The organism is Streptomyces tirandamycinicus, from assembly GCF_003097515.1.
Classification (GTDB): Bacteria; Actinomycetota; Actinomycetes; order Streptomycetales; family Streptomycetaceae; genus Streptomyces; species Streptomyces tirandamycinicus.
This window is the reverse complement of the sequence record NZ_CP029188.1, coordinates 2,339,350-2,358,253: the sequence shown is the minus strand read 5'-3', so window position 1 is coordinate 2,358,253 and position 18,904 is coordinate 2,339,350. Positions and strand designations below refer to the sequence as shown.

Here is an 18,904-nt window from a genome sequence, read left to right as displayed (position 1 = left end):
CCCGCACGCTCCGTATCGACCCACAATCGACCCACACGCGAACTGGTGAATCGGTGAGGTGAAGCGCTGATGAGCACCACCCGGCAGCATCCGCCGGGCGACCTCGGCCCCGAGCCGGACGGCGCCCCCGCCGGGGCCGGCGGCGGACCCGGTACCGTCCTGCCCGACGGCCGGGTGCGCACCCTGGCTCTCGGGAACGCCAGCGGCATCGTCCCGCTCGCTCGCGACTTCACCCGGCAGGCCCTGTACGACTGGGGCTGGCTGCCCGCCCCCAATGCCGACCGGCGCGCCGCCGCCGAGGACGTCCTCCTCGTCGTCTCGGAACTGGTCACCAACGCCTGCCTGCACGCGGAAGGCCCCGACCGCCTGCGGGTCTCCAGCGATGCCAAGGTGCTCCGGCTGGAGGTCACCGATCTCGGCGCCGGCCAGCCCGCGCCCCGCACCCCGCACCGGGCCGGCCGGCCCGGCGGCCACGGCATGTTCATCGTCCAGCGCCTGTGCCTGGACTGGGGTGTCGTCAGGACTCCGGGGATGACGGGCAAGACGGTGTGGGCGGAGCTCGCGGCGCCCTCCTAGCCGGGCCCGGGCGCCGGGGACGCGCAAGCTGTTGTGGAGCACGGCGATCCGCCGTGCTCTTCGTCTTCCCTCCGCACGTGCCGGGGCGTACCTTGAGCGCCCGATCTGATGTGTCGTCAGTTGACTGCGGCGACTTCCGGCATGAGGGGATTCGAGGTGTCGTACCAGAAGCGGACAGCTCTCACGCTGGCGGTGGCGCTGGCGTGCTCGGTGGTGCTGACGGCCGCACCGACCGCCGGTGCCGCCGTCGTGGACGTCGACTACCGGTGCCAGACGCCCATCGGGCCCAAGGCCGCGGTGTCGCCCATCGACATCAAGGCCGTCAGGAGCGGCAGCGGCTACCGGCTCACGATGTCGTTCGGCAAGGGCGTCTCGTCCAGCCCGGTCGAGCTCGGCAAGGGAGCGATGAACCCGAGCGCGGTCATCGAGCTCGGCGGCGCGGAGGAGGGCAGCGTCCCCGTCTCGGGGCCGCCCAACGCCGAGGCGATCCCGCCCGACACCCCCATCAAGATCAACGATCTGACCGGGACGTACACCCCCGGGAAGAGCGGCAAGGTCACCTTCACCGCCGGGGTGCTCACCATCAAGGCACTCGGGACGACGACCACCTGCACCCCCGGGAACAACCCGAAGCCCTCGCTCGAGATGGACGTCCAGGCCTCGGGCGACGGGCAGCAGTCCGGGGGTTCCGGCTCGGGGTCCGGCGGATCCGGAGGTTCCGGGGGGTCCGGCTCCGGTTCCGACGGATCGGGGGGCTCCGGTTCCGCGGCGGGCTCGGGAGCCGGGGAGCTGCCGAGGACCGGTCCACTCGACTCCGCACCCGCGCTCGGCGCGCTCGGCGGCACCGTGCTCCTGACCGGAGCCGCCGGTGTGCTGTGGCTGACCCGGCGCGGACAGCGGTCCGCGGGCTGACCGTGCCGGCCCGTGCCCGACTCGCGGCCGCGGCCGGTGCCTTGCTGACCGTGCTCTGGCCCGCGGCGCCCGCCGCGCCTGCGGTGCCCGCGGCGCCTGCCATGCCTGCCGTGCCTGCGGTGCCCGCCGCGCCTGCGGTACCCGCCGTGCGCGCATTGCCTGGGCAGGACCGGAGCGCCGAGGCCGCGGAGGAGGCCGCGGAGACCGCCGAGACCGCCGAGACCGCGGCGGCCGCCGGGTCCGTGGCGGCCGGGCAGGAGTGGAGGGCCGAGCCCGCGACCGGCGGCAGACCGTACGTCTACCTGGAAGGCAGGCCGGGCGCGGTCCTGGAGGACGGGATCTCCGTGACCAACCCGGCAGCCGAACCGCTGACGGTCCGGCTGCGGGCCACCGGCACGGCCTGGCTGGCCTTCGCGGAGGACCGGGTGACCGTCCCCGCCCGCACCCGGGCCGATGTCCCCTTCGCCGTCACGGTCCCGGCCACCGCACCCCCGGGCGACCGCCCCGCGAAGGTCGTGGTGTCGGCCGGGGGACATGAGGCGGCCGTACGGGTCCATGTGCGCGTCACCGGCCCCGAGCTGGGCGCGCTCACCGTGGAGGACCTCCGGGTCGAGGGCCGCTCCATCCGCTACACCCTCGTCAACCGGGGCAACACCGTGCTGGAACCCCGCCTCGCCGTACGCGCCGACGGGCTCACCGGCGCACTGCTGCGGCGCCCCGCCCGGACCCTGCCGGTCGAACTGGGCCCTGGCCGGAGCCTCGAACTGTCCGAACCGTGGCCCGATCCGCCCGCCCTCGACTCCGTCGACATCACCCTCCGTGTCACGGCCCCGGGCGCCGTACCGGCCGAGGCGACGGCCTCCGCCAGGTATGTGCCGTGGGCCGCGGCGACGGGAACGGCACTGGCACTCGGAGCGGCGGCGGGCGCCCTCGCACTGTGGCGCGGCCGTGAACGGGGGCCCGGCCGCCACGGCCGCCGCCGCGGATCCGAGCCGTCCGGCGGATCCGAACGGTCCGGCGGATCCGAACGGTCCGGCGGACCCCGACGCCCTCCGGCACAGGCGGGAGACCGGTCGTGAACGGCGCATCCGCCGGTGCGCCGCGCAGGGCGGCGGCGGGCCGCGGCGCAGCCGCCCGGCTGACCGCCGTGCTCCCCGTAGCGGCAGTCACGGCTGTCGTGGCAGTCATGGCCGCCGTGGCCTTCGCGGCCGGACCCACCGCGCACGCCGCCGCAGCGGTCTCCACCGGCCGCGCCCCGTACGCCGCCGCAGCAGTCGCCAACGGCCCCGCCCCGTACGCCGTCGCGGACCCGCGCCCCGTCGTCCGTCTCTCCGCGGACGAGGCGGGCAAGGGCGGCGACATCACCGTCAGCGGCTCCGGCTGGCGGCCCGAGGCGCTGCTGATGCTGCTGATCTGCGGGCAGTCCGCACCCGGCACGGGCGTGATCGGCGGAACCAACTCCTGCGCCAACGCCGAGGGCCGGGCCGTCACCACCGACGCCGGAGGCGCCTTCAGCAGGAGCATGCCGGTGGCCGAGCCCCCGGAACCGTGTCCGTGCGTGGTGCACGTCGCCACGGTGACCGGCGAACGGGCCGTCGTGGATCAGCCGTTCACGGTCGCCGGCCACCCCACCGCCCCGCTGCCGCGGCAGACCTCCGGCGGCAGGCTCGCCGTGCTCACCACCGCCGAACTGACCGGGTCGAGCGGGCTGCTCGTCTGGTTCGGCGCTCCGCCGGGTCGGGAGCTCGTCTTCACCGTCGGCAATCTCGGTACCGCCCCGATCGAGAACCCCGTCTTCCGGGTCGGCACCGCGCACGGTGTGTTCGCCCCCCGATGGGAGGAGCGGCAGTGGCACGGAACCGTTCAGCCGGGCGCGAAGGCACAGATCAGGCTGCCCGTCCGGCTGCCCGCGGGGGCGTACGGCGACTACCGGGTGTCCGTGGGGTACGGCTCGAAGGTGCTCGTCGAGCAGCCCTGGGGTGTGGGCAGGCCCTGGGGCGTGACGCTGTTCTGGGTGCTGCTGGCCGTCGTGGTCCCGGTGGCGCTGTTCCGGATCGGGATGGCCGTCGTGGACCGCGTACGGCCGCGGCAGCCCGGCCGGCACCGCGCCGGGCACCCCGTCGCGCCACGCGCGGACCCGGCGGTCTCCACGACGCGGGACGACGGCGGTTCCGCGGTCTCCACGACGCGGGACGACGGCGGTTCCGCGGTCTCCACGACGCGGGACGACGGCGGTTCCGCGGTCTCCACGACGCAGGACGGCGGTCCCGGCACCACCGCGAGTTCGCCGCGGTACGCCCCGGACTCCGCACCGCCTGAGGACCGGCCCACGCCGCAGGGGCGGATGTGAGAGGACGGGCCTGCCCGGCACGCGGTGTGCGTGCCGGGCAGGCCCGTCCGGGGATTCCGCCGGTGCGGCGTGGGCCGGGCTCCGGCGGAATCCCGTGGCGTCAGCGGACGTCGCCCATGAGGGCGCGGATCCTCTTGCCCGCCATCATGAACGTCAGGCCCGCGGCGATCGCGACGGCCGCCCACATCGAGTAGTACGCGGCGTCGCCGAGCGGCTCGTTGAGCTTGGTCACCCAGCCGTTGAGGGCGTTGCCCGTCGCGGTGGCCAGGAACCACAGGCCCATGATCTGGCCGACGAACTGCTTGGGCGCCAGCTTCGTGGAGAGCGACAGGCCCACCGGCGACAGGCACATCTCGCCGAGGGTCTGGACGAGGTAGACGCTGAGCAGCCAGAAGATGGTGACCTTGCCGGTCTCGCTGTTCGCGGCGGCGGCGCCCGCCAGGCCCATGATGGCGAAGGAGCCGCCGATGAGCAGCATCGCCAGGGCGAACTTCATCGGGGTGCTGGGCTCGCGGTTGCGCTGGGCGAGCTTCACCCAGAGGGTCGCGAACAGCGGGGCCAGGACGATGACCATGGCCGGGTTCACCGACTGGTACCAGGACGCCGGGAACTCCCAGCCGCCGATCACGCGGTCGGTCTTGTTGTCCGCGAACAGCGTCAGCAGCGAGCCCGACTGGTCGTAGATCAGCCAGAACAGCACGGCCGTGGCGAAGAACCAGACGAACGCCTGGATCTTGGGCCGGTCGGCGGCGGTCAGCGCCGGGTTGCGGTAGATCGCGGTGAAGTAGACGACCGGCACGACGATGCCCAGGACCGCCAGCACGTTGACGATGTGCTCGATGTCGTACGTGCCGAGCAGCACGTCCACGGCGAGTGCGGCGACGGCCAGACCGCCCCACAGCAGGACCCTGCGCAGCGCGGTCCGCTTCTCCTCCGGCGTCGCCGGGGTGCCGGGCTCCTTGCCGACGTCGCCGAGGTGGCGGCTGCCGAGGACGTACTGGACGACCGCCAGCGTCATGCCGATACCGGCGACGGAGAAGCCGAGGTGCCAGTTGACGTTCTCACCGAGGTAGCCGACGGCCAGTGGGGCGGCCATGGCGCCGATGTTGATCGCCATGTAGAAGAGCGTGAAGCCGGCGTCGCGGCGGGCGCTGGACTGGCCCTCGTAGAGCCCGCCGACCATGGCCGAGATGTTCGGCTTCAGCAGGCCCGTACCGGCGGCGATGAGCACCAGACCGGCGAAGAAGGCGGTGTCCGAGGGGATCGCCAGGGTGTAGTGCCCGAGGGCGATGACGATGCCGCCGACGAGGACGGCCTTGCGCGCGCCCCACAGCCGGTCGGCGATCCAGCCGCCGGGCATGGCGGCCATGTAGACGACGGCGTTGTAGACGCCGTAGATGGAGGCGGCGAGCGCCTCCCTGCCCTGGAGCGGCCCGTCGAGCACCCCCGCGACCAGGTAGAGGACGAGGATGCCGCGCATTCCGTACCAGGAGAAGCGCTCCCACATCTCCGTCATGAAGAGCGTGGCCATACCGCGGGGGTGGCCGAAGAAGGTCTTCTCGCCAGGGGTGGGGGACGAGTCCTTCGTCAGGCTGGACGCCATGTCGATCCTTGCTTCTCGGGACGCGCCGCGTCGTGAGCGGTCACCGCGCCCGGTGGTTCGGCCGGCACCGGCGGGGAAGCCGTCCCGCCCCGCGCCCGGGGGCCCGCCCCCTGGGGGGACGAGGGACACTCCTCACCGGGATCCACACCCCGTCCGCGTTGCCGCGGATGGGGCCCGGCCCAGGTCGTTCACGGTCGCGGAGGCGGGCTCACACCCGACTCCGCACACAAAAGAGACCTTTGGCGTGAAAGCAGCCAAAGGTCCCCGTTCGTGCTGTAGGCGCCTTGACACCATAAGGCATGACAGCGATATGTATAGACCATTTGAGAGGTGGGTCACAGGTGTTCGTGGAACGCCTGCCCGTTCCCGGAGGCGCCGACCAGGATCGCATCGCCACTTCCGGAGGGCGTGCCCGGGACCCCCTGAGCCGCACCGCCGCGGACTACCATCGCCTCATGACCCGTGTACTGCTCGCCGAGGACGACGCATCCATCTCCGAGCCGCTGGCGCGCGCCCTGCGCCGGGAGGGGTACGAGGTCGAGGTCCGCGAGGACGGCCCGAGCGCGCTCGACGCCGGGCTCCGGGGCGCTGTCGATCTGGTCGTGCTGGATCTCGGGCTGCCCGGAATGGACGGGCTCGAAGTGGCGAGGCGGCTGCGTGCCGACGGCCACAGCGTGCCGATCCTGGTGCTGACCGCCCGCGCCGACGAGGTGGACACGGTGGTCGGCCTGGACGCCGGCGCCGACGACTACGTGACCAAGCCCTTCCGGCTCGCCGAACTGCTTGCGCGGGTACGGGCGTTGCTCCGCCGCGGTGCCGCGGAGCCCGCCGCCGTCCCCGCCACCCACGGGGTGCGGATCGACGTCGAGTCCCATCGGGCCTGGATGGGCGACGAGGAGCTCCAGCTCACGGCGAAGGAGTTCGACCTGCTGCGCGTGCTGGTGCGGGACGCCGGCCGGGTGGTCACCCGCGACCAGCTGATGCGGGAGGTCTGGGACACCACGTGGTGGTCCTCCACGAAGACCCTCGACATGCACATCTCCTGGCTGCGCAAGAAGCTGGGGGACGACGCGGCGAACCCGAGGTACATCGCGACGGTCCGGGGTGTCGGCTTCCGCTTCGAGAAGAACTGAGCGCGCGGTCCCGGGCCGCCCGGCCCTGGACGGCGCGCCTCGGACGGCGCGGGTCCGGCCCCGTGCCGGGCGCCCGTGCCGGGCGCGGACCCGGTCCCGGGCCGCTCGCGGCTCACCACCGGGCCGTTCCCGACCGGGCGGCTCACCACGGGGCCGCTCGCGACCGGCCGGCCCGGGTCACGAGAACAGCAGGTGGGTGGCCCGAGGCCGGGCGGCCCGCAGAACGGCAAGGACCGCGGGGCCCGGCCCCCGCAGGACCGCAAGACCCGCCCGGAGGGCACCGTGCGCCGCCGACTGATCAACTCCACCCTGGCCGTGGTGCTCGTGGTGATCGCCGTCTTCGGCGTGTCGCTCGTCATCGTCGAGACGCGGACCATCGGCAACAGCGCCCAGGAGAGCGTCGACTCCGAGGCGCTTCGGCTGGTCAGCGTCATCGAGGCCAAGGTGCTGGAACAGGAGCGGGTCGACGACGGGGTGCTGGCCGAGCAGATCGGTCCCGACCGCTTCGCCAGGATCGAGATTCCCGGAAACCCGCCGGTCGAAGTGGGGCAGCGGCCCTCCGGCAGCGTGATCCGCGGCACCGCGGCCGGTGAACTGGGCGAGCGGGTCACCGTCGAGGAGTCCCGCGCCACCGTGACCCGCGAGGTCGGCCGCTCCCTCATGATCATCGCGGCGGTGGCGCTGCTCGCCGTCGTCGCCGCGGTACTGCTCGCGGTACGGCAGGCCAACCGGCTCGCCTCGCCGCTGACCGACCTCGCCGAGACCGCGGAGCGGCTGGGCTCCGGTGACCCCCGGCCCCGCCGCAAGCGCTACGGGGTCCCCGAACTCGACCGTGTCGCCGACGTCCTGGACGCCAGCGCCGAGCGGATCGCCCGGATGCTCACCGCCGAGCGGCGGCTCGCCGCGGACGCGTCCCACCAGCTCCGTACCCCCCTGACCGCTCTCTCGATGCGGCTGGAGGAGATCTACGCCACCGACGACCCGGACATCGTCAAGGAGGAGGCGCACGTCGCCCTCACCCAGGTGGAACGCCTCACCGACGTGGTGGAGCGGCTGCTCACCAACGCCCGGGACCCGCGGACCGGGTCCGCCGTCGCCTTCGACCTCGACGAGGTCGTCAAGCAGCAGATCGAGGAGTGGCGCCCGGCGTACCGCAGCGCGGGACGCGCCATCGTCTGCTCCGGCAAGCAGGGGATGAGGGCCGTCGGCACCCCGGGGGCCGTGGCCCAGGTCCTGGCCGCCCTGATCGAGAACTCGCTGATGCACGGGCGCGGCACGGTGGCCCTGCGCACGCGGGTCACCGGCAACCAGGCCGTCATCGAGGTGACCGACGAGGGTCCCGGCGTACCGTACGACCTGGGGGCGCGGATCTTCGAGCGCGCCATCAGCGGGCGGAACTCGACGGGCATCGGCCTCGCGGTGGCCCGGGACCTCGCGGAGGCGGACGGCGGGCGGCTGGAGCTGCTGCAGCAGCAGCCCGCGGTGTTCGCCCTGTTCCTGAGCCGGGAGGCGCGCCCGCGCGAGCAGGAGCCGGAGCGCACGGTGCGCTGACGACGAGCCGGGGCGCGGCGAGCGATCCGCCCCCGGGAATGCACCGGGCGGTCCGGACCGGGGGGAATGCCGCCGGGTGGGCCGGACCGGGGGAACCCGCCGGGCGAGCCGGGTCAGCTGCCGACGCGGTCGGGCTGCTCCGTACGCCGCTGCTCCAGGAACGACTCCGCGGTCTGCACGGCCTCGCGGGCGGGCAGGGCCCGGAAGACCCAGGTGCGGTACGACCAGAACCGGAACAGCGTCGCCACGGCGATCCCGAGGAACTTGAACACGTTGCTCTGCAGCGGGCCGTCCCAGCCGAAGCCGTAGGTCGCGACGTACAGCACACCGTTCTCGATCACCAGGCCCACCGCGCTGAACAGCAGGAACAGGGTGAGCTCCTTGGTGCGGCCGCTCTTGTCCCGATCCCGGTAGGTGAAGTAGCGGAAGCCCACGTAGTTGAACAGGATGGCGACGACCGTGGCGAGGAGGCTGGCGCGCACCACCGGGATCTCGGTGGTCTGCCGCAGCAGGTTGAAGACCGCCATGTTGACCAGGAGGCCCATGGCGCCGACAGCGCCGAACTTGGCGACCTCGCGCGCGAGCCGGTTCAGTCGCACACGCAGTGCGCCCCGTTCGCTCATGGTGTTCGCTGGTCCCGTCCGGTCGACTACCTCAACCAGACCACTCTAACCAGCGCCTCACCCGCGTGCCCGGTGGACGGCCGCGCGGGAGCCCCGCCCGGCCCTCCACCCTTGTGGGATCGTACGAAGCGGAGGGGCGGACGGGACCGTACGGAGCTCCGGATACCCTGGGAGGGTGACGTTTCCCGTAGTCGGCATGGTCGGCGGCGGACAGCTCGCCCGTATGACACACGAGGCAGGCATCCCCCTCGGCATCAGGTTCAAGCTCCTCAGTGACACCCCCCAGGACTCGGCGGCGCTGGTCGCCGGCGAGGTCGTCGTCGGCGACTACCGGGACCTGGACACCCTCCGTGACTTCGCCCGCGGCTGCGACGTGATCACCTTCGACCACGAGCACGTGCCCACCGGGCACCTGCGGGCCCTGGAGGCGGAGGGCGTACCCGTCCGCCCGGGCCCGGACGCGCTGGTGCACGCCCAGGACAAGGGGGTGATGCGCGCCCGGCTCGACGCGATCGGCGCGCCCTGCCCGCGCCACCGCATCGTCGCCGACCCGGCCGACGCGGCCGCCTTCGCGGCGGAGGTGGGGGGCTTCCCGGTGATCCTGAAGACCGTGCGCGGCGGCTACGACGGCAAGGGCGTCTGGTTCGTACGGAGCGAGCAGGACGCCGAGCCGCCGTTCCGCGCCGGGGTGCCCGTCCTCGCCGAGGAGAAGGTCGACTACCGCCGCGAGCTCGCCGCCAACGTCGTCCGCTCCCCGCACGGCCAGGCGGTCGCCTACCCCGTCGTCGAGTCGCGGCAGGTCGACGGCGTCTGCGACACCGTGATCGCCCCCGCCCCGGACCTCGACGGGGAACTGGCCGGGCAGGCCCAGCAGCTCGCACTGCGCATCGCGCAGGAGCTCGGCGTGGTCGGCCATCTTGCGGTCGAGCTCTTCGAGACCACGGACGGCCGCATCCTCGTCAACGAACTGGCGATGCGCCCGCACAACTCCGGGCACTGGACCCAGGACGGAGCCGTCACGTCCCAGTTCGCCAACCACGTGCGGGCCGTGCTCGACCTGCCGCTCGGCGACCCCAGGCCCCGGGCGACGTGGACGGTCATGGCGAACGTCCTCGGCGGCGACTACCCGGACATGTACCAGGGCTATCTGCACTGCATGGCCCGGGACCCGCAGCTGAAGATCCACATGTACGGCAAGGACGTGAAGCCGGGCCGCAAGGTCGGGCACGTCAACACCTACGGCGACGACCTGGACGACGTGCTCGCGCGCGCCCGCCACGCGGCCGACTACCTCAGAGGAACGATCACCGAATGACCACCGCTCCCGACTCGGCCCCCCTCGTCGGCATCGTCATGGGCTCGGACTCCGACTGGCCCGTCATGGAGAACGCCGCCCAGGCCCTGGACGAGTTCGAGATCCCCTACGAGGTGGACGTCGTCTCCGCGCACCGGATGCCGCGCGAGATGATCGCGTACGGCGAGCAGGCGGCCGACCGGGGGCTCAAGGCGATCATCGCGGGCGCGGGCGGAGCCGCCCATCTGCCCGGCATGCTCGCCTCCGTCACCCCGCTGCCGGTGATCGGCGTGCCCGTGCCGCTGCGGTACCTCGACGGCATGGACTCGCTGCTGTCGATCGTGCAGATGCCCGCCGGCGTGCCGGTGGCGACCGTGTCGGTGGCCGGGGCCCGCAACGCCGGTCTGCTCGCGGCCCGGATCCTCGCCACCCGGGACGCCGACCTGCTGGCCCGGATGCGGGACTTCCAGCAGGAGCTGAACGACCAGGCGACGGAGAAGGGCAGGCGGCTGCGGAGCAAGGTGGAGGGATCGGCCGACTTCGGGTTCGGCAAGTAGGCTGCGACCGTGGATTTTCTCGCCGAAGCCCGTTCCCTGCTCACTTCCTTTCCCGTCGTGGACGGTCACAACGATCTTCCGTGGGCGCTGCGCGAGCAGGTCCGCTACGACCTGGACCGCCGTGACATCGCGACCGACCAGACGGGCAGACTCCACACCGACATCCCGAGGCTGAGGGCCGGCGGCGTCGGAGCCCAGTTCTGGTCGGTGTTCGTGCGCAGCGACATGGCCGGCGACCAGGCGGTCAGCGCCACGCTGGAGCAGATCGACGCGGTGGACCGGCTGCTGGCCCGCTACCCGGCGGACCTGGTGCGCGCCCTGACCGCCGACGACATGGAGTCGGCGCGCGAGGAGGGCCGTATCGCCTCCCTCATGGGGGCGGAGGGCGGCCACTCCATCAACAACTCGCTCGCCACGCTGCGTGCGCTGTACGCGCTCGGCGTCCGCTACATGACGCTGACGCACAACGACAACAACGACTGGGCGGACTCGGCGACCGACGAGCCGCGGTTCGGCGGGCTGTCCGCGTTCGGCCGCGAGGTCGTACGGGAGATGAACCGCACGGGCATGCTCGTCGACCTCTCGCACGTCGCCGCGACGACGATGCGGGACGCCCTGGACACGTCCGCCGCCCCGGTGATCTTCTCCCACTCCTCCGCCCGGGCGATCTGCGACCACCCGCGCAACATCCCCGACGACGTGCTGGAGCGGCTCCCGGCGAACGGCGGCGTGGCGATGGCGACGTTCGTCCCGAAGTTCGTCCTGACGGCCGCGGTCGCCTGGACCAGCGCGGCGGACGAGAACATGCGGGCGCACGGCCTCCACCCCCTCGACACGACCGAGGCGGGCATGAAGGTCCAGCGGGCGTACGAGGCGGAGCACCCGCGCCCGATGGCGACGGCGGCCACGGTCGCGGACCATCTCGACCACATGCGCGAGGCGGCCGGCATCGACCACATCGGCATCGGCGGCGACTTCGACGGCACCGCGTTCACCCCGGCCGGCCTGGAGGACGTGGCGGGCTACCCCAACCTGATCGCGGAACTCCTGCGCCGCGGCTGGTCCCGCCCCGAGCTGGCGAAGCTCACCTGGCAGAACGCGGTCCGCGTCCTCCGCGACGCGGAATCCGTCGCGCGCGACCTCCGGTCCCGCCGCGCCCCCTCGAACGCGACGCTCCAGTCGACGGCGAGCACGCCCGGGCGGTGACCTGCGGGCACCCCGCGCCCGCCTCGCCGCGCCCGCCTGCCTCGCCGCGTCCGCCTACCCGCCCCGGCGCGACCGGTAAGCCCGCATCTTCGCGCGGCTGCCGCAGACCGCCATGGAGCACCAGCGGCTGCGGCCCGCGGGACTGCGGTCGTAGTAGGCCCAGAGGCAGTCCTCCGCCTGGCACGCCTTCAGCCGCGCCCAGGTCCCGTCGGCGGTCGCCTCCGCGATGGCCGCCGCGACGCGGGAGGCCAGGTCGGCCGGTTCGGCCGCGGGGCGGAGGGTCGCGGAGCCGGTGTCGTCCACCCGGACGCGCAGCGGCGCGCCCGCCAGGATCCGGTCCAGGTCCGAGGCGCGGCGCCCGGGCGCGGTGTGACCGGCGTGCGCCAGGCACGCGGCCCGCAGCGCCTCGCGCAGTTCCCTCGCGGCCGGTACCTCCGCCTCCCCGAGCCCGAACGCCGCGCGTCCGTCCGCGGTGTCCAGCGCGTCCGCGCCCGTGTCGACGCTCAGCGTGTTGACCAGCGACTCGATCAGCGCGAGCCCGCCGGGTGCCGGAGCCCTGTCATTCATGGTTGCGACGTTACCGCCACTGCGGGAACATGTGGTCACGCGTTACCGGTAAAAGCTCTTCACCGGTAACCGTCCGTCCGTACGAGAGGAAGCACCATGGCCATCGCCACACTGGGGACCGTCGTCCTGGACTGCGCCGACCCGCGCGCACTCGCCGCCTTCTACGCAGAGATCCTCGGCGCCGCGGTGGAGCGGGACGGCGACGACTGGGTCACCCTCACCGGATACCGGGGCACGCCGCTCGCCTTCCAGGCGGCCCCGGGGCACACCGCTCCCGCATGGCCGTCGCCGGAGTCCTCGCAGCAGTTCCACCTCGACCTGACCGTCGAGGACATGGACGCCGCCGAGGCCCGGGTGCTGGCGCTCGGCGCGAAGCCGCTGGACGTCGACGACCGCTCACGCGGCTTCCGCGTCTACGCGGACCCCGCCGGTCACCCGTTCTGCCTCTGCGCCGGCTGAGACGGCGGCTGCTCAGGCGCGGGGCCGGCCCATCGCCCGGTACGTCCAGCCGGCCTCGCGCCACTTCGTCCCGTCCAGCGCGTTGCGCCCGTCGAGCACGATCCGGCGGAACGCCACCTCGCCCAGCGCCGCCGGGTCGAGCTCACGGAACTCGCGCCACTCGGTCAGATGCAGCACGACGTCAGCGCCGCGCACGGCCTCCAGTGCGCTGTCCGCGTAGCCGAGCGTGGGGAAGACCAGCCGGGCGTTGTCCATGCCCTTGGGGTCGTAGACGGTGACCTGGCCGCCCTGGAGGTGGATCTGCCCGGCGACGTTCAGTGCCGGCGAGTCGCGGACGTCGTCCGAGTCCGGCTTGAACGTCGCTCCCAGCACGGCGACCCGGGTGCCCAGGAAGGACCCGCCGCCCACGGCCTCCCGGGCGAGCTCCACCATGTGACCGCGGCGGCGCATGTTGATCGAGTCGACCTCGCGCAGGAACGTCAGCGCCTGGTCGGCGCCGAGCTCACCGGCGCGTGCCATGAACGCGCGGATGTCCTTGGGCAGGCAGCCGCCTCCGAAGCCGATCCCGGCCCGCAGGAACTTCTTGCCGATCCGCTCGTCGTGGCCGATCGCCTCGGCCAGCTTCACCACGTCGCCACCGGCCGCCTCGCACACCTCCGCCATGGCGTTGATGAACGAGATCTTCGTGGCGAGGAACGAGTTCGCGGAGGTCTTCACCAGCTCCGCCGTGGGGAAGTCCGTCACCACGAACGGCGAGCCCTCGGCGATCGGTGTGGCGTACACCTCGCGCAGCAGCTTCTCGGCCCGCTCGCCGTCCACGCCCACCACGATGCGGTCCGGGTGCAGGGTGTCCCGGACGGCGAAGCCCTCGCGCAGGAACTCGGGGTTCCAGGCCAGGTCCACTCCTTCGGGCGCATGCTCGGCGAGCAGACGGGCGAGCCGGTCCGCCGAGCCGACCGGCACGGTGGACTTGCCGACGACCAGCGCGCCGCCCTTCACCCGAGGTGCCAGCGAGGCGAACGCGGCGTCCACGTACGACATGTCGCAGGCGTACTCGCCGTGCTTCTGCGGGGTGTTCACGCAGACGAAGTGGACGTCTCCGCCGAAGTCCTCCAGCTCGTCCCACGACGTGGTGAAGCGCAGCCGCCCGCTGGATCCCTCCAGGCCGGCGACATGGCGGTGGAGCAGTTCCTCCAGGCCCGGCTCGTACATCGGGACCCGCCCCGCGGCCAGCGTCGCGACCTTCTCCGGGACGACGTCCAGGCCCAGGACCTCGAACCCCAGCTCCGCCATCGCCGCTGCGTGCGTGGCGCCGAGGTACCCGGTGCCGATCACGGTGATCTTGAGGGCCATGGGGTTGCTCCTGGGGGTGGGCGGAGGGACTGCGGGCCCGAGCATAACCGGGAGCGCGTGAGGGCATTTTCCCGCTGTCGGCAAGCTCACCTATGCCTGGGCGGGCCCTGACCACTAGAGTTTGTGTTACTTAACGGTAATTAGCAGTTGCTCAGGGGAGTGAAAGACCTTGGCGCCCAAGGGAGAGAAGCACAGTGCCTGACTTCGACCTGTACCGCCCGTCCGAAGAGCACGACATGCTCAGGGAGACGGTCCGCTCGCTGGCCGAGGCGAAGATCGCGCCGTTCGCGGCCGCAGTCGACGAAGAGGCCCGCTTCCCGCAGGAGGCCCTGGACGCGCTGGTGGCCGCGGACCTGCACGCCGTGCACGTCCCGGAGGAGTACGGCGGCGCCGGCGCCGACGCGCTCGCGACCGTGCTCGTCATCGAGGAGGTCGCCCGCGTCTGCGCCTCGTCCTCGCTGATCCCCGCGGTCAACAAGCTGGGCTCGCTGCCGGTGATCCTCTCCGGTTCCGAGGAGCTGAAGAAGAAGTACCTGGGCCCGCTCGCCAAGGGCGACGCGATGTTCTCGTACTGCCTCTCCGAGCCGGACGCGGGCTCCGACGCGGCCGGCATGAAGACCCGCGCGGTGCGCGACGGCGACTTCTGGGTCCTCAACGGTGTCAAGCGCTGGATCACCAACGCCGGTGAGTCCGAGTTCTACACGGTGATGGCCGTCACCGACCCCGAGAAGCGCTCCAAGGGCATCTCCGCCTTCGTCGTCGAGAAGTCCGACGAGGGCGTGTCGTTCGGCGCACCCGAGAAGAAGCTCGGGATCAAGGGCTCCCCGACCCGCGAGGTCTACCTCGACAACGTCCGCATCCCCGCCGACCGCATCATCGGCGCCGAGGGCACGGGCTTCGCCACGGCCATGAAGACCCTGGACCACACCCGCATCACCATCGCGGCGCAGGCCCTCGGCATCGCGCAGGGCGCCCTCGACTACGCCAAGGGCTACGTCCGCGAGCGCAGGCAGTTCGGCAAGCCGATCGCCGACTTCCAGGGCGTCCAGTTCATGCTCGCCGACATGGCGATGAAGGTCGAGGCCGCCCGCCAGCTGACCTACGCGGCCGCGGCCAAGTCCGAGCGGAACGACGGCGACCTCACCTTCCAGGGCGCCGCCGCCAAGTGCTTCGCGTCGGACGTGGCCATGGAGGTGACCACCGACGCCGTCCAGCTCCTCGGCGGCTACGGCTACACCCGCGACTACCCGGTGGAACGCATGATGCGCGACGCCAAGATCACCCAGATCTACGAGGGCACCAACCAGGTCCAGCGGATCGTCATGGCCCGCAACCTGCCGTAGCGGGTCCCCGCGTGCCGGAGCCGGCTGTACGACGGCACGCGCGCCATCCCCGGCGCCCCCTTCACCGGACCGGGAAGGGGGCGCCGCACACCGCGGCATCGGGTCGCCGGGTCGACTACGGCCGTCAGGCGCCCGGGCGCGGTCCCTGGCCGCCCCCCGCCTTGACGAAACTGTCCGCGACGGTACCCGCGAAGTAGCGGGGGACGAAGGGGAACGCGGCGGTCAGGACGTAGTGGTACGTCCCGTCCGGATACTCGGGCGTGACCGCGAAGCGCCCGTTGGCCTGGTCGAGCATGCCGTGTCCCTCGACGAACTCGAAGTCCTCGGTGTACGTACCGTCATAGGCCCCGCCGGGCCCGCCGCTCCTGGTCCCGGACCGCAGACGGTACGAGGGGGTCAGGTCGCTGATGCCGGAAGCCGGGTCCCGGGGGTCGGTGTAGCCGTAGCGGGCGTAGACGGGGAATCCGTCGCCGGCCCAGCCGAGCAGCGGCGAGTGGGCGGTGGACTTCAGTACGCCCGCGAGCCCCGTGGGTATGCCGTGGTAGTGGTACGCGCCGGTCGGCTGCACATGGGCGTTGTTGTCGTCCAGGCCCAGGGTTCCCTTCGGGCCGATGGCCTCGATCGTCCAGCCGGACCGCGGGTCGCGCTGGTACCACTCGGCGGCGAGGGGATCGAAGAGCACTCCGTTGATCGCTATACCGAAGGGCTGGGGCAGGGCGAGACGCGTGAGCTCCCGGGCCTTCGTGCCGTACCGCGGCAGCTCGAACGCGTAGGACTGCGCCGATATCGTGTTCGGGTTTCCCGGGTTGGGGAAGTCGCCCGTCGTGTGGTTGGGCAGCCCGTTGGCACGGATGGAGCGGGTGTCGCCGCTGACGGTGACGTCCATCTCCGTCCCGGTGGTGCTGTCGCGGATGGAGTAGCTGCCCGTCACCTCGGTCGAGGCGACGGTGGAGGAGGCGGCGGGAGCGGTCGCTCCGGTCGTCGCGGGGGAGTCGGCGACGCCCGTGACCATGGTCCTTCCGCAGGCGGACACGCCCAGGGCGGCGGCGAGGCCCCCGAGCAGGACGATCCGGCGTGAGGGACGTGGGGGGCGGGGCGGATCGGTCTCTTCTGGTGTCATGGGGCGAGTGTGGGGACCGCGCCTGTGGATGATCTGAGAACTCCCTGTGAGTAGGCGGGAATCAGCCGGGCGCTGCTCCGTTGGCCGGGGCGCGGGGCGCGGGGACGCGGAGACTCTGGAGGCCCGCGTGCTCACGGAGAGCAGCCGATCGCGGGGGCCCAAGCGGCCCGCTGCGTCAGCCGCGGCCACGCACCGTTGCACGCTGTACCCGGAGGCGGGCGGTCGGGGAGAGTCCGGTTGAAGTTCTCCCGCCGGTCTGGACAGCCTGATATCGGGACGGCGGGTCGGACCGTCCCTGCGGCAAGCAGTCCAAACCGACCGGTGAGGGCGGCGGGCACGCGGTGCGCGCGGTGCGCGGCCGAGCACGGCGGCGGTGCACGGCGGCGGTGCACGGCGGAGTACGAGCGGGACCGGGTCGCGCTCGTCCTGCCGTCGCCGCGCGGAGACGCCGCCGAGATGGCCCGGGGCCACCCGCGGAGTGCGGCCCGGGCGCGGAGAGAGAGGAGCCGTCATGCACACCCTGCGCCAGGAGAACCTGCCGAAGCTCGATCTGCCCACGGACGACGAGCTCGCCCCGGAGACGGTGGAGTTCCTCGCGTCGATGCCGCCGCTCAACGTGTGGCGCATGATCGCCAGAACCGGAGTGGCCCGCGAGTACCGGACCCTGCTGTCCGTGATGTTCGGAAAGGACTGGTTCCCCGGTGCGGACCGCGAGGTCATCGCGCTGCGCACCTTCCGCCAGAACGGCTCGGACTACGAGATTCCGCAGCACTTCGTGCTGGCGGAGGCCGCCGGACTCCCGCGCGAGGCGAGCCGGGCCGTGCTGGACGACGAGTTGGACCGGCTCTCGCCCTGGCACCGGCGGCTGTGCCGCATGGTCGACGACATGGCCGCCGACGCAAAGCTCGGCGCCGACCAGGTGCGGGAGCTCGTGTCGCACTACGGCAGTCAGGACATGGCCGCGCGAGCCATCATGATCATGGCGTGGTTCCCCATGCTGACGCGCTTCGTCGATACGACCGGCGTTCCGGTCGAGACGGTGCCCGATGCCTATGACGGCCTCTCGGTACCGACCGGACACGGCTGAGCGGACCGGCGAAGGGCTCGTCCGCGTCGTCGCGATCCCGTCGTGCTCCTCGCCGATCCCGTCGTGCTCCTCGCCGATCCCGTCGTGCTCCTCGCGGTCCTGCGACGAGGGCCGCCGGTCTCCGGGCCGGGCATGACCGTGTCCCCCCGCCGAGGGCATGATGCCGAAGCAGCCGCCGCATGGCCCCCGGCCCTGCCTGTGGCCGCGGTGGGAAGCCCACTCCCCCGGAGGACACCCCATGAGCTCGCCGCAGGGCATCGAAGTCCCCGCCGCCTTGGTCGCGTCGTACACGAGGAACGGTGGCGAGGGGGAACGGGCCTGGATCGCGCGGCTGCCCGCGCTGGTGGCGGACCTGCTCGACCGGTGGGAGCTGGAGCGCGACGGAGGCCTCGCCTCCGGCGAGGCCTCACTGGTGGTGCCGGTGCGCCGCACCGACGGCACCCGCGCCGCGCTCAAGCTCCAGATGCCCCGCGAGGAGACGACCGCCGCGCTGATCGGACTGCGAGCGTGGAACGGCGACGGCATCGTACGGCTGCTCGACCACGACCCGCCGAACGGCGCCTCGCTGCTGGAGCGCCTGGACGACTCACGCACACTGGCGTCGGTCGGGGACGACGACGTGGCCCTGACCACCCTGGCCGGGCTGATGGCCCGGCTGCACTCCGTCCCGGCACCGGAGGGTCTGCGCGGCCTCGGTGACGTCGCGCGCGACATGCTGGCGTCCGTACCGGCGGCCGTAGCCGCCCTGCCGGACCCCGAGGACCGGCAGCGGCTGCAACGCTGGGCGTCGGCGGTCGCCGAGTTGGTCGGCGAGCCCGGCGACCGGATGCTGCACTGGGACCTGCACTACGGAAACGTGCTCGCCGCCGAGCGCGAGCCGTGGCTGGCCATCGACCCCGAACCCCTCGTCGGTGACCCGGGTTTCGACCTGTGGCCGGCGCTGGACACCGGCTGGGAGAGGCTCCACGCCACCGGGGACGCTCCACGGGTGGTGCGGCGCCGCTTCGACCTGCTGACCGAGGCGCTCGGGCTGGACCGCCGGCGCGCGGCCGTCTGGACCCTGGCCCGACTGCTGCAGAACACCCTGTGGGACATCGAGGACCGCCGGACCGCCATCGACCCCTCCCAGACCGTCGTGGCCGAGGCGCTGCCCCGCCACTGAACACCGCA

General features: G+C 72.7%; 18 protein-coding genes. 13 read left to right on the top strand and 5 right to left on the bottom strand.

The window, feature by feature from the left end; translation table 11 throughout:
* Positions 1–69 precede the first annotated feature (69 nt).
* From DDW44_RS10370 to DDW44_RS10355, 4 genes are all read left to right on the top strand, one after another.
* Positions 70–576, top strand: a complete 507-nt coding sequence (locus DDW44_RS10370; RefSeq protein ID WP_017945836.1) for an ATP-binding protein — start codon at positions 70–72, stop codon at positions 574–576.
* 156 nt (positions 577–732) lie between these two features.
* Positions 733–1,488 carry a peptidase gene (locus DDW44_RS10365; protein WP_108906236.1) on the top strand — a complete coding sequence of 252 codons (756 nt, stop codon included), beginning with the start codon at positions 733–735 and terminating at the stop codon, positions 1,486–1,488.
* Positions 1,489–1,643: 155 nt separating this feature from the next.
* Positions 1,644–2,567: a COG1470 family protein gene (locus tag DDW44_RS10360; RefSeq protein WP_108908794.1), complete on the top strand. Its 924-nt coding sequence runs from the start codon at positions 1,644–1,646 to the stop codon at positions 2,565–2,567.
* Entirely contained in the window at positions 2,564–3,838 is a 1,275-nt protein-coding gene (locus DDW44_RS10355; RefSeq protein WP_108906235.1) for a hypothetical protein, read from the top strand. Before DDW44_RS10360 ends, DDW44_RS10355 begins: the two co-directional genes overlap by 4 nt.
* Before the next feature lie 100 nt (positions 3,839–3,938).
* Here DDW44_RS10355 and DDW44_RS10350 read toward each other — a convergent pair whose 3' ends face one another.
* The gene (locus DDW44_RS10350) at positions 3,939–5,441 is read right to left on the bottom strand and encodes a peptide MFS transporter (RefSeq protein ID WP_018889867.1); all 1,503 of its coding nucleotides are present in this window, start codon (positions 5,439–5,441) and stop codon (positions 3,939–3,941) included.
* 455 nt (positions 5,442–5,896) lie between these two features.
* Here DDW44_RS10350 and DDW44_RS10345 point away from each other — a divergent pair, with 455 nt between their 5' ends.
* Complete coding sequence (locus DDW44_RS10345) at positions 5,897–6,574, top strand: response regulator transcription factor (protein WP_051093123.1); 678 nt, start codon at positions 5,897–5,899, stop codon at positions 6,572–6,574.
* Positions 6,575–6,856: 282 nt separating this feature from the next.
* On the top strand, positions 6,857–8,125 hold the full coding sequence (locus DDW44_RS10340; protein WP_108908793.1) for an ATP-binding protein: 1,269 nt from the start codon (positions 6,857–6,859) through the stop codon (positions 8,123–8,125).
* A gap of 113 nt (positions 8,126–8,238) precedes the next feature.
* Here the strand turns inward: DDW44_RS10340 and DDW44_RS10335 are convergent, their stop codons facing one another.
* Positions 8,239–8,748: a GtrA family protein gene (locus DDW44_RS10335; protein ID WP_108906234.1), complete on the bottom strand. Its 510-nt coding sequence runs from the start codon at positions 8,746–8,748 to the stop codon at positions 8,239–8,241.
* A gap of 175 nt (positions 8,749–8,923) precedes the next feature.
* Between DDW44_RS10335 and DDW44_RS10330 the strand changes: the two genes are divergently transcribed.
* The 3 genes from DDW44_RS10330 to DDW44_RS10320 are packed head-to-tail and all read left to right on the top strand — an operon-like array spanning position 8,924 to position 11,805.
* Positions 8,924–10,063 carry a 5-(carboxyamino)imidazole ribonucleotide synthase gene (locus DDW44_RS10330; protein WP_078503339.1) on the top strand — a complete coding sequence of 380 codons (1,140 nt, stop codon included), beginning with the start codon at positions 8,924–8,926 and terminating at the stop codon, positions 10,061–10,063.
* Entirely contained in the window at positions 10,060–10,599 is a 540-nt protein-coding gene (purE, locus tag DDW44_RS10325) for a 5-(carboxyamino)imidazole ribonucleotide mutase (protein ID WP_017945845.1), read from the top strand. The genes DDW44_RS10330 and purE overlap by 4 nt, the downstream gene beginning before the upstream one ends.
* Before the next feature lie 9 nt (positions 10,600–10,608).
* Complete coding sequence (locus DDW44_RS10320) at positions 10,609–11,805, top strand: dipeptidase (protein ID WP_170813480.1); 1,197 nt, start codon at positions 10,609–10,611, stop codon at positions 11,803–11,805.
* A 54-nt stretch (positions 11,806–11,859) separates the two neighbouring features.
* On the opposite strand, the gene DDW44_RS10315 is transcribed toward DDW44_RS10320, so the two are convergent.
* Positions 11,860–12,372 carry a CGNR zinc finger domain-containing protein gene (locus DDW44_RS10315; RefSeq protein WP_108906233.1) on the bottom strand — a complete coding sequence of 171 codons (513 nt, stop codon included), beginning with the start codon at positions 12,370–12,372 and terminating at the stop codon, positions 11,860–11,862.
* Positions 12,373–12,468: 96 nt separating this feature from the next.
* Between DDW44_RS10315 and DDW44_RS10310 the strand changes: the two genes are divergently transcribed.
* Entirely contained in the window at positions 12,469–12,831 is a 363-nt protein-coding gene (locus DDW44_RS10310; RefSeq protein WP_018889873.1) for a VOC family protein, read from the top strand.
* Positions 12,832–12,843: 12 nt separating this feature from the next.
* Here DDW44_RS10310 and DDW44_RS10305 read toward each other — a convergent pair whose 3' ends face one another.
* Entirely contained in the window at positions 12,844–14,184 is a 1,341-nt protein-coding gene (locus DDW44_RS10305; RefSeq protein ID WP_018889874.1) for a UDP-glucose dehydrogenase family protein, read from the bottom strand.
* Positions 14,185–14,378: 194 nt separating this feature from the next.
* Between DDW44_RS10305 and DDW44_RS10300 the strand changes: the two genes are divergently transcribed.
* Positions 14,379–15,527, top strand: coding sequence for an acyl-CoA dehydrogenase (locus tag DDW44_RS10300; RefSeq protein ID WP_267805839.1), 1,149 nt, complete (start codon positions 14,379–14,381; stop codon positions 15,525–15,527).
* A 124-nt stretch (positions 15,528–15,651) separates the two neighbouring features.
* Here the strand turns inward: DDW44_RS10300 and DDW44_RS10295 are convergent, their stop codons facing one another.
* Positions 15,652–16,647 carry a YHYH protein gene (locus DDW44_RS10295; protein ID WP_244223996.1) on the bottom strand — a complete coding sequence of 332 codons (996 nt, stop codon included), beginning with the start codon at positions 16,645–16,647 and terminating at the stop codon, positions 15,652–15,654.
* A 511-nt stretch (positions 16,648–17,158) separates the two neighbouring features.
* On the opposite strand from DDW44_RS10295, the gene DDW44_RS10290 reads away from it, so the two are divergent.
* Complete coding sequence (locus DDW44_RS10290; protein WP_027734737.1) at positions 17,159–17,734, top strand: carboxymuconolactone decarboxylase family protein; 576 nt, start codon at positions 17,159–17,161, stop codon at positions 17,732–17,734.
* Between the two features lie 238 nt (positions 17,735–17,972).
* Positions 17,973–18,896: an aminoglycoside phosphotransferase family protein gene (locus DDW44_RS10285; RefSeq protein WP_027734736.1), complete on the top strand. Its 924-nt coding sequence runs from the start codon at positions 17,973–17,975 to the stop codon at positions 18,894–18,896.
* Positions 18,897–18,904: the final 8 nt, after the last annotated feature.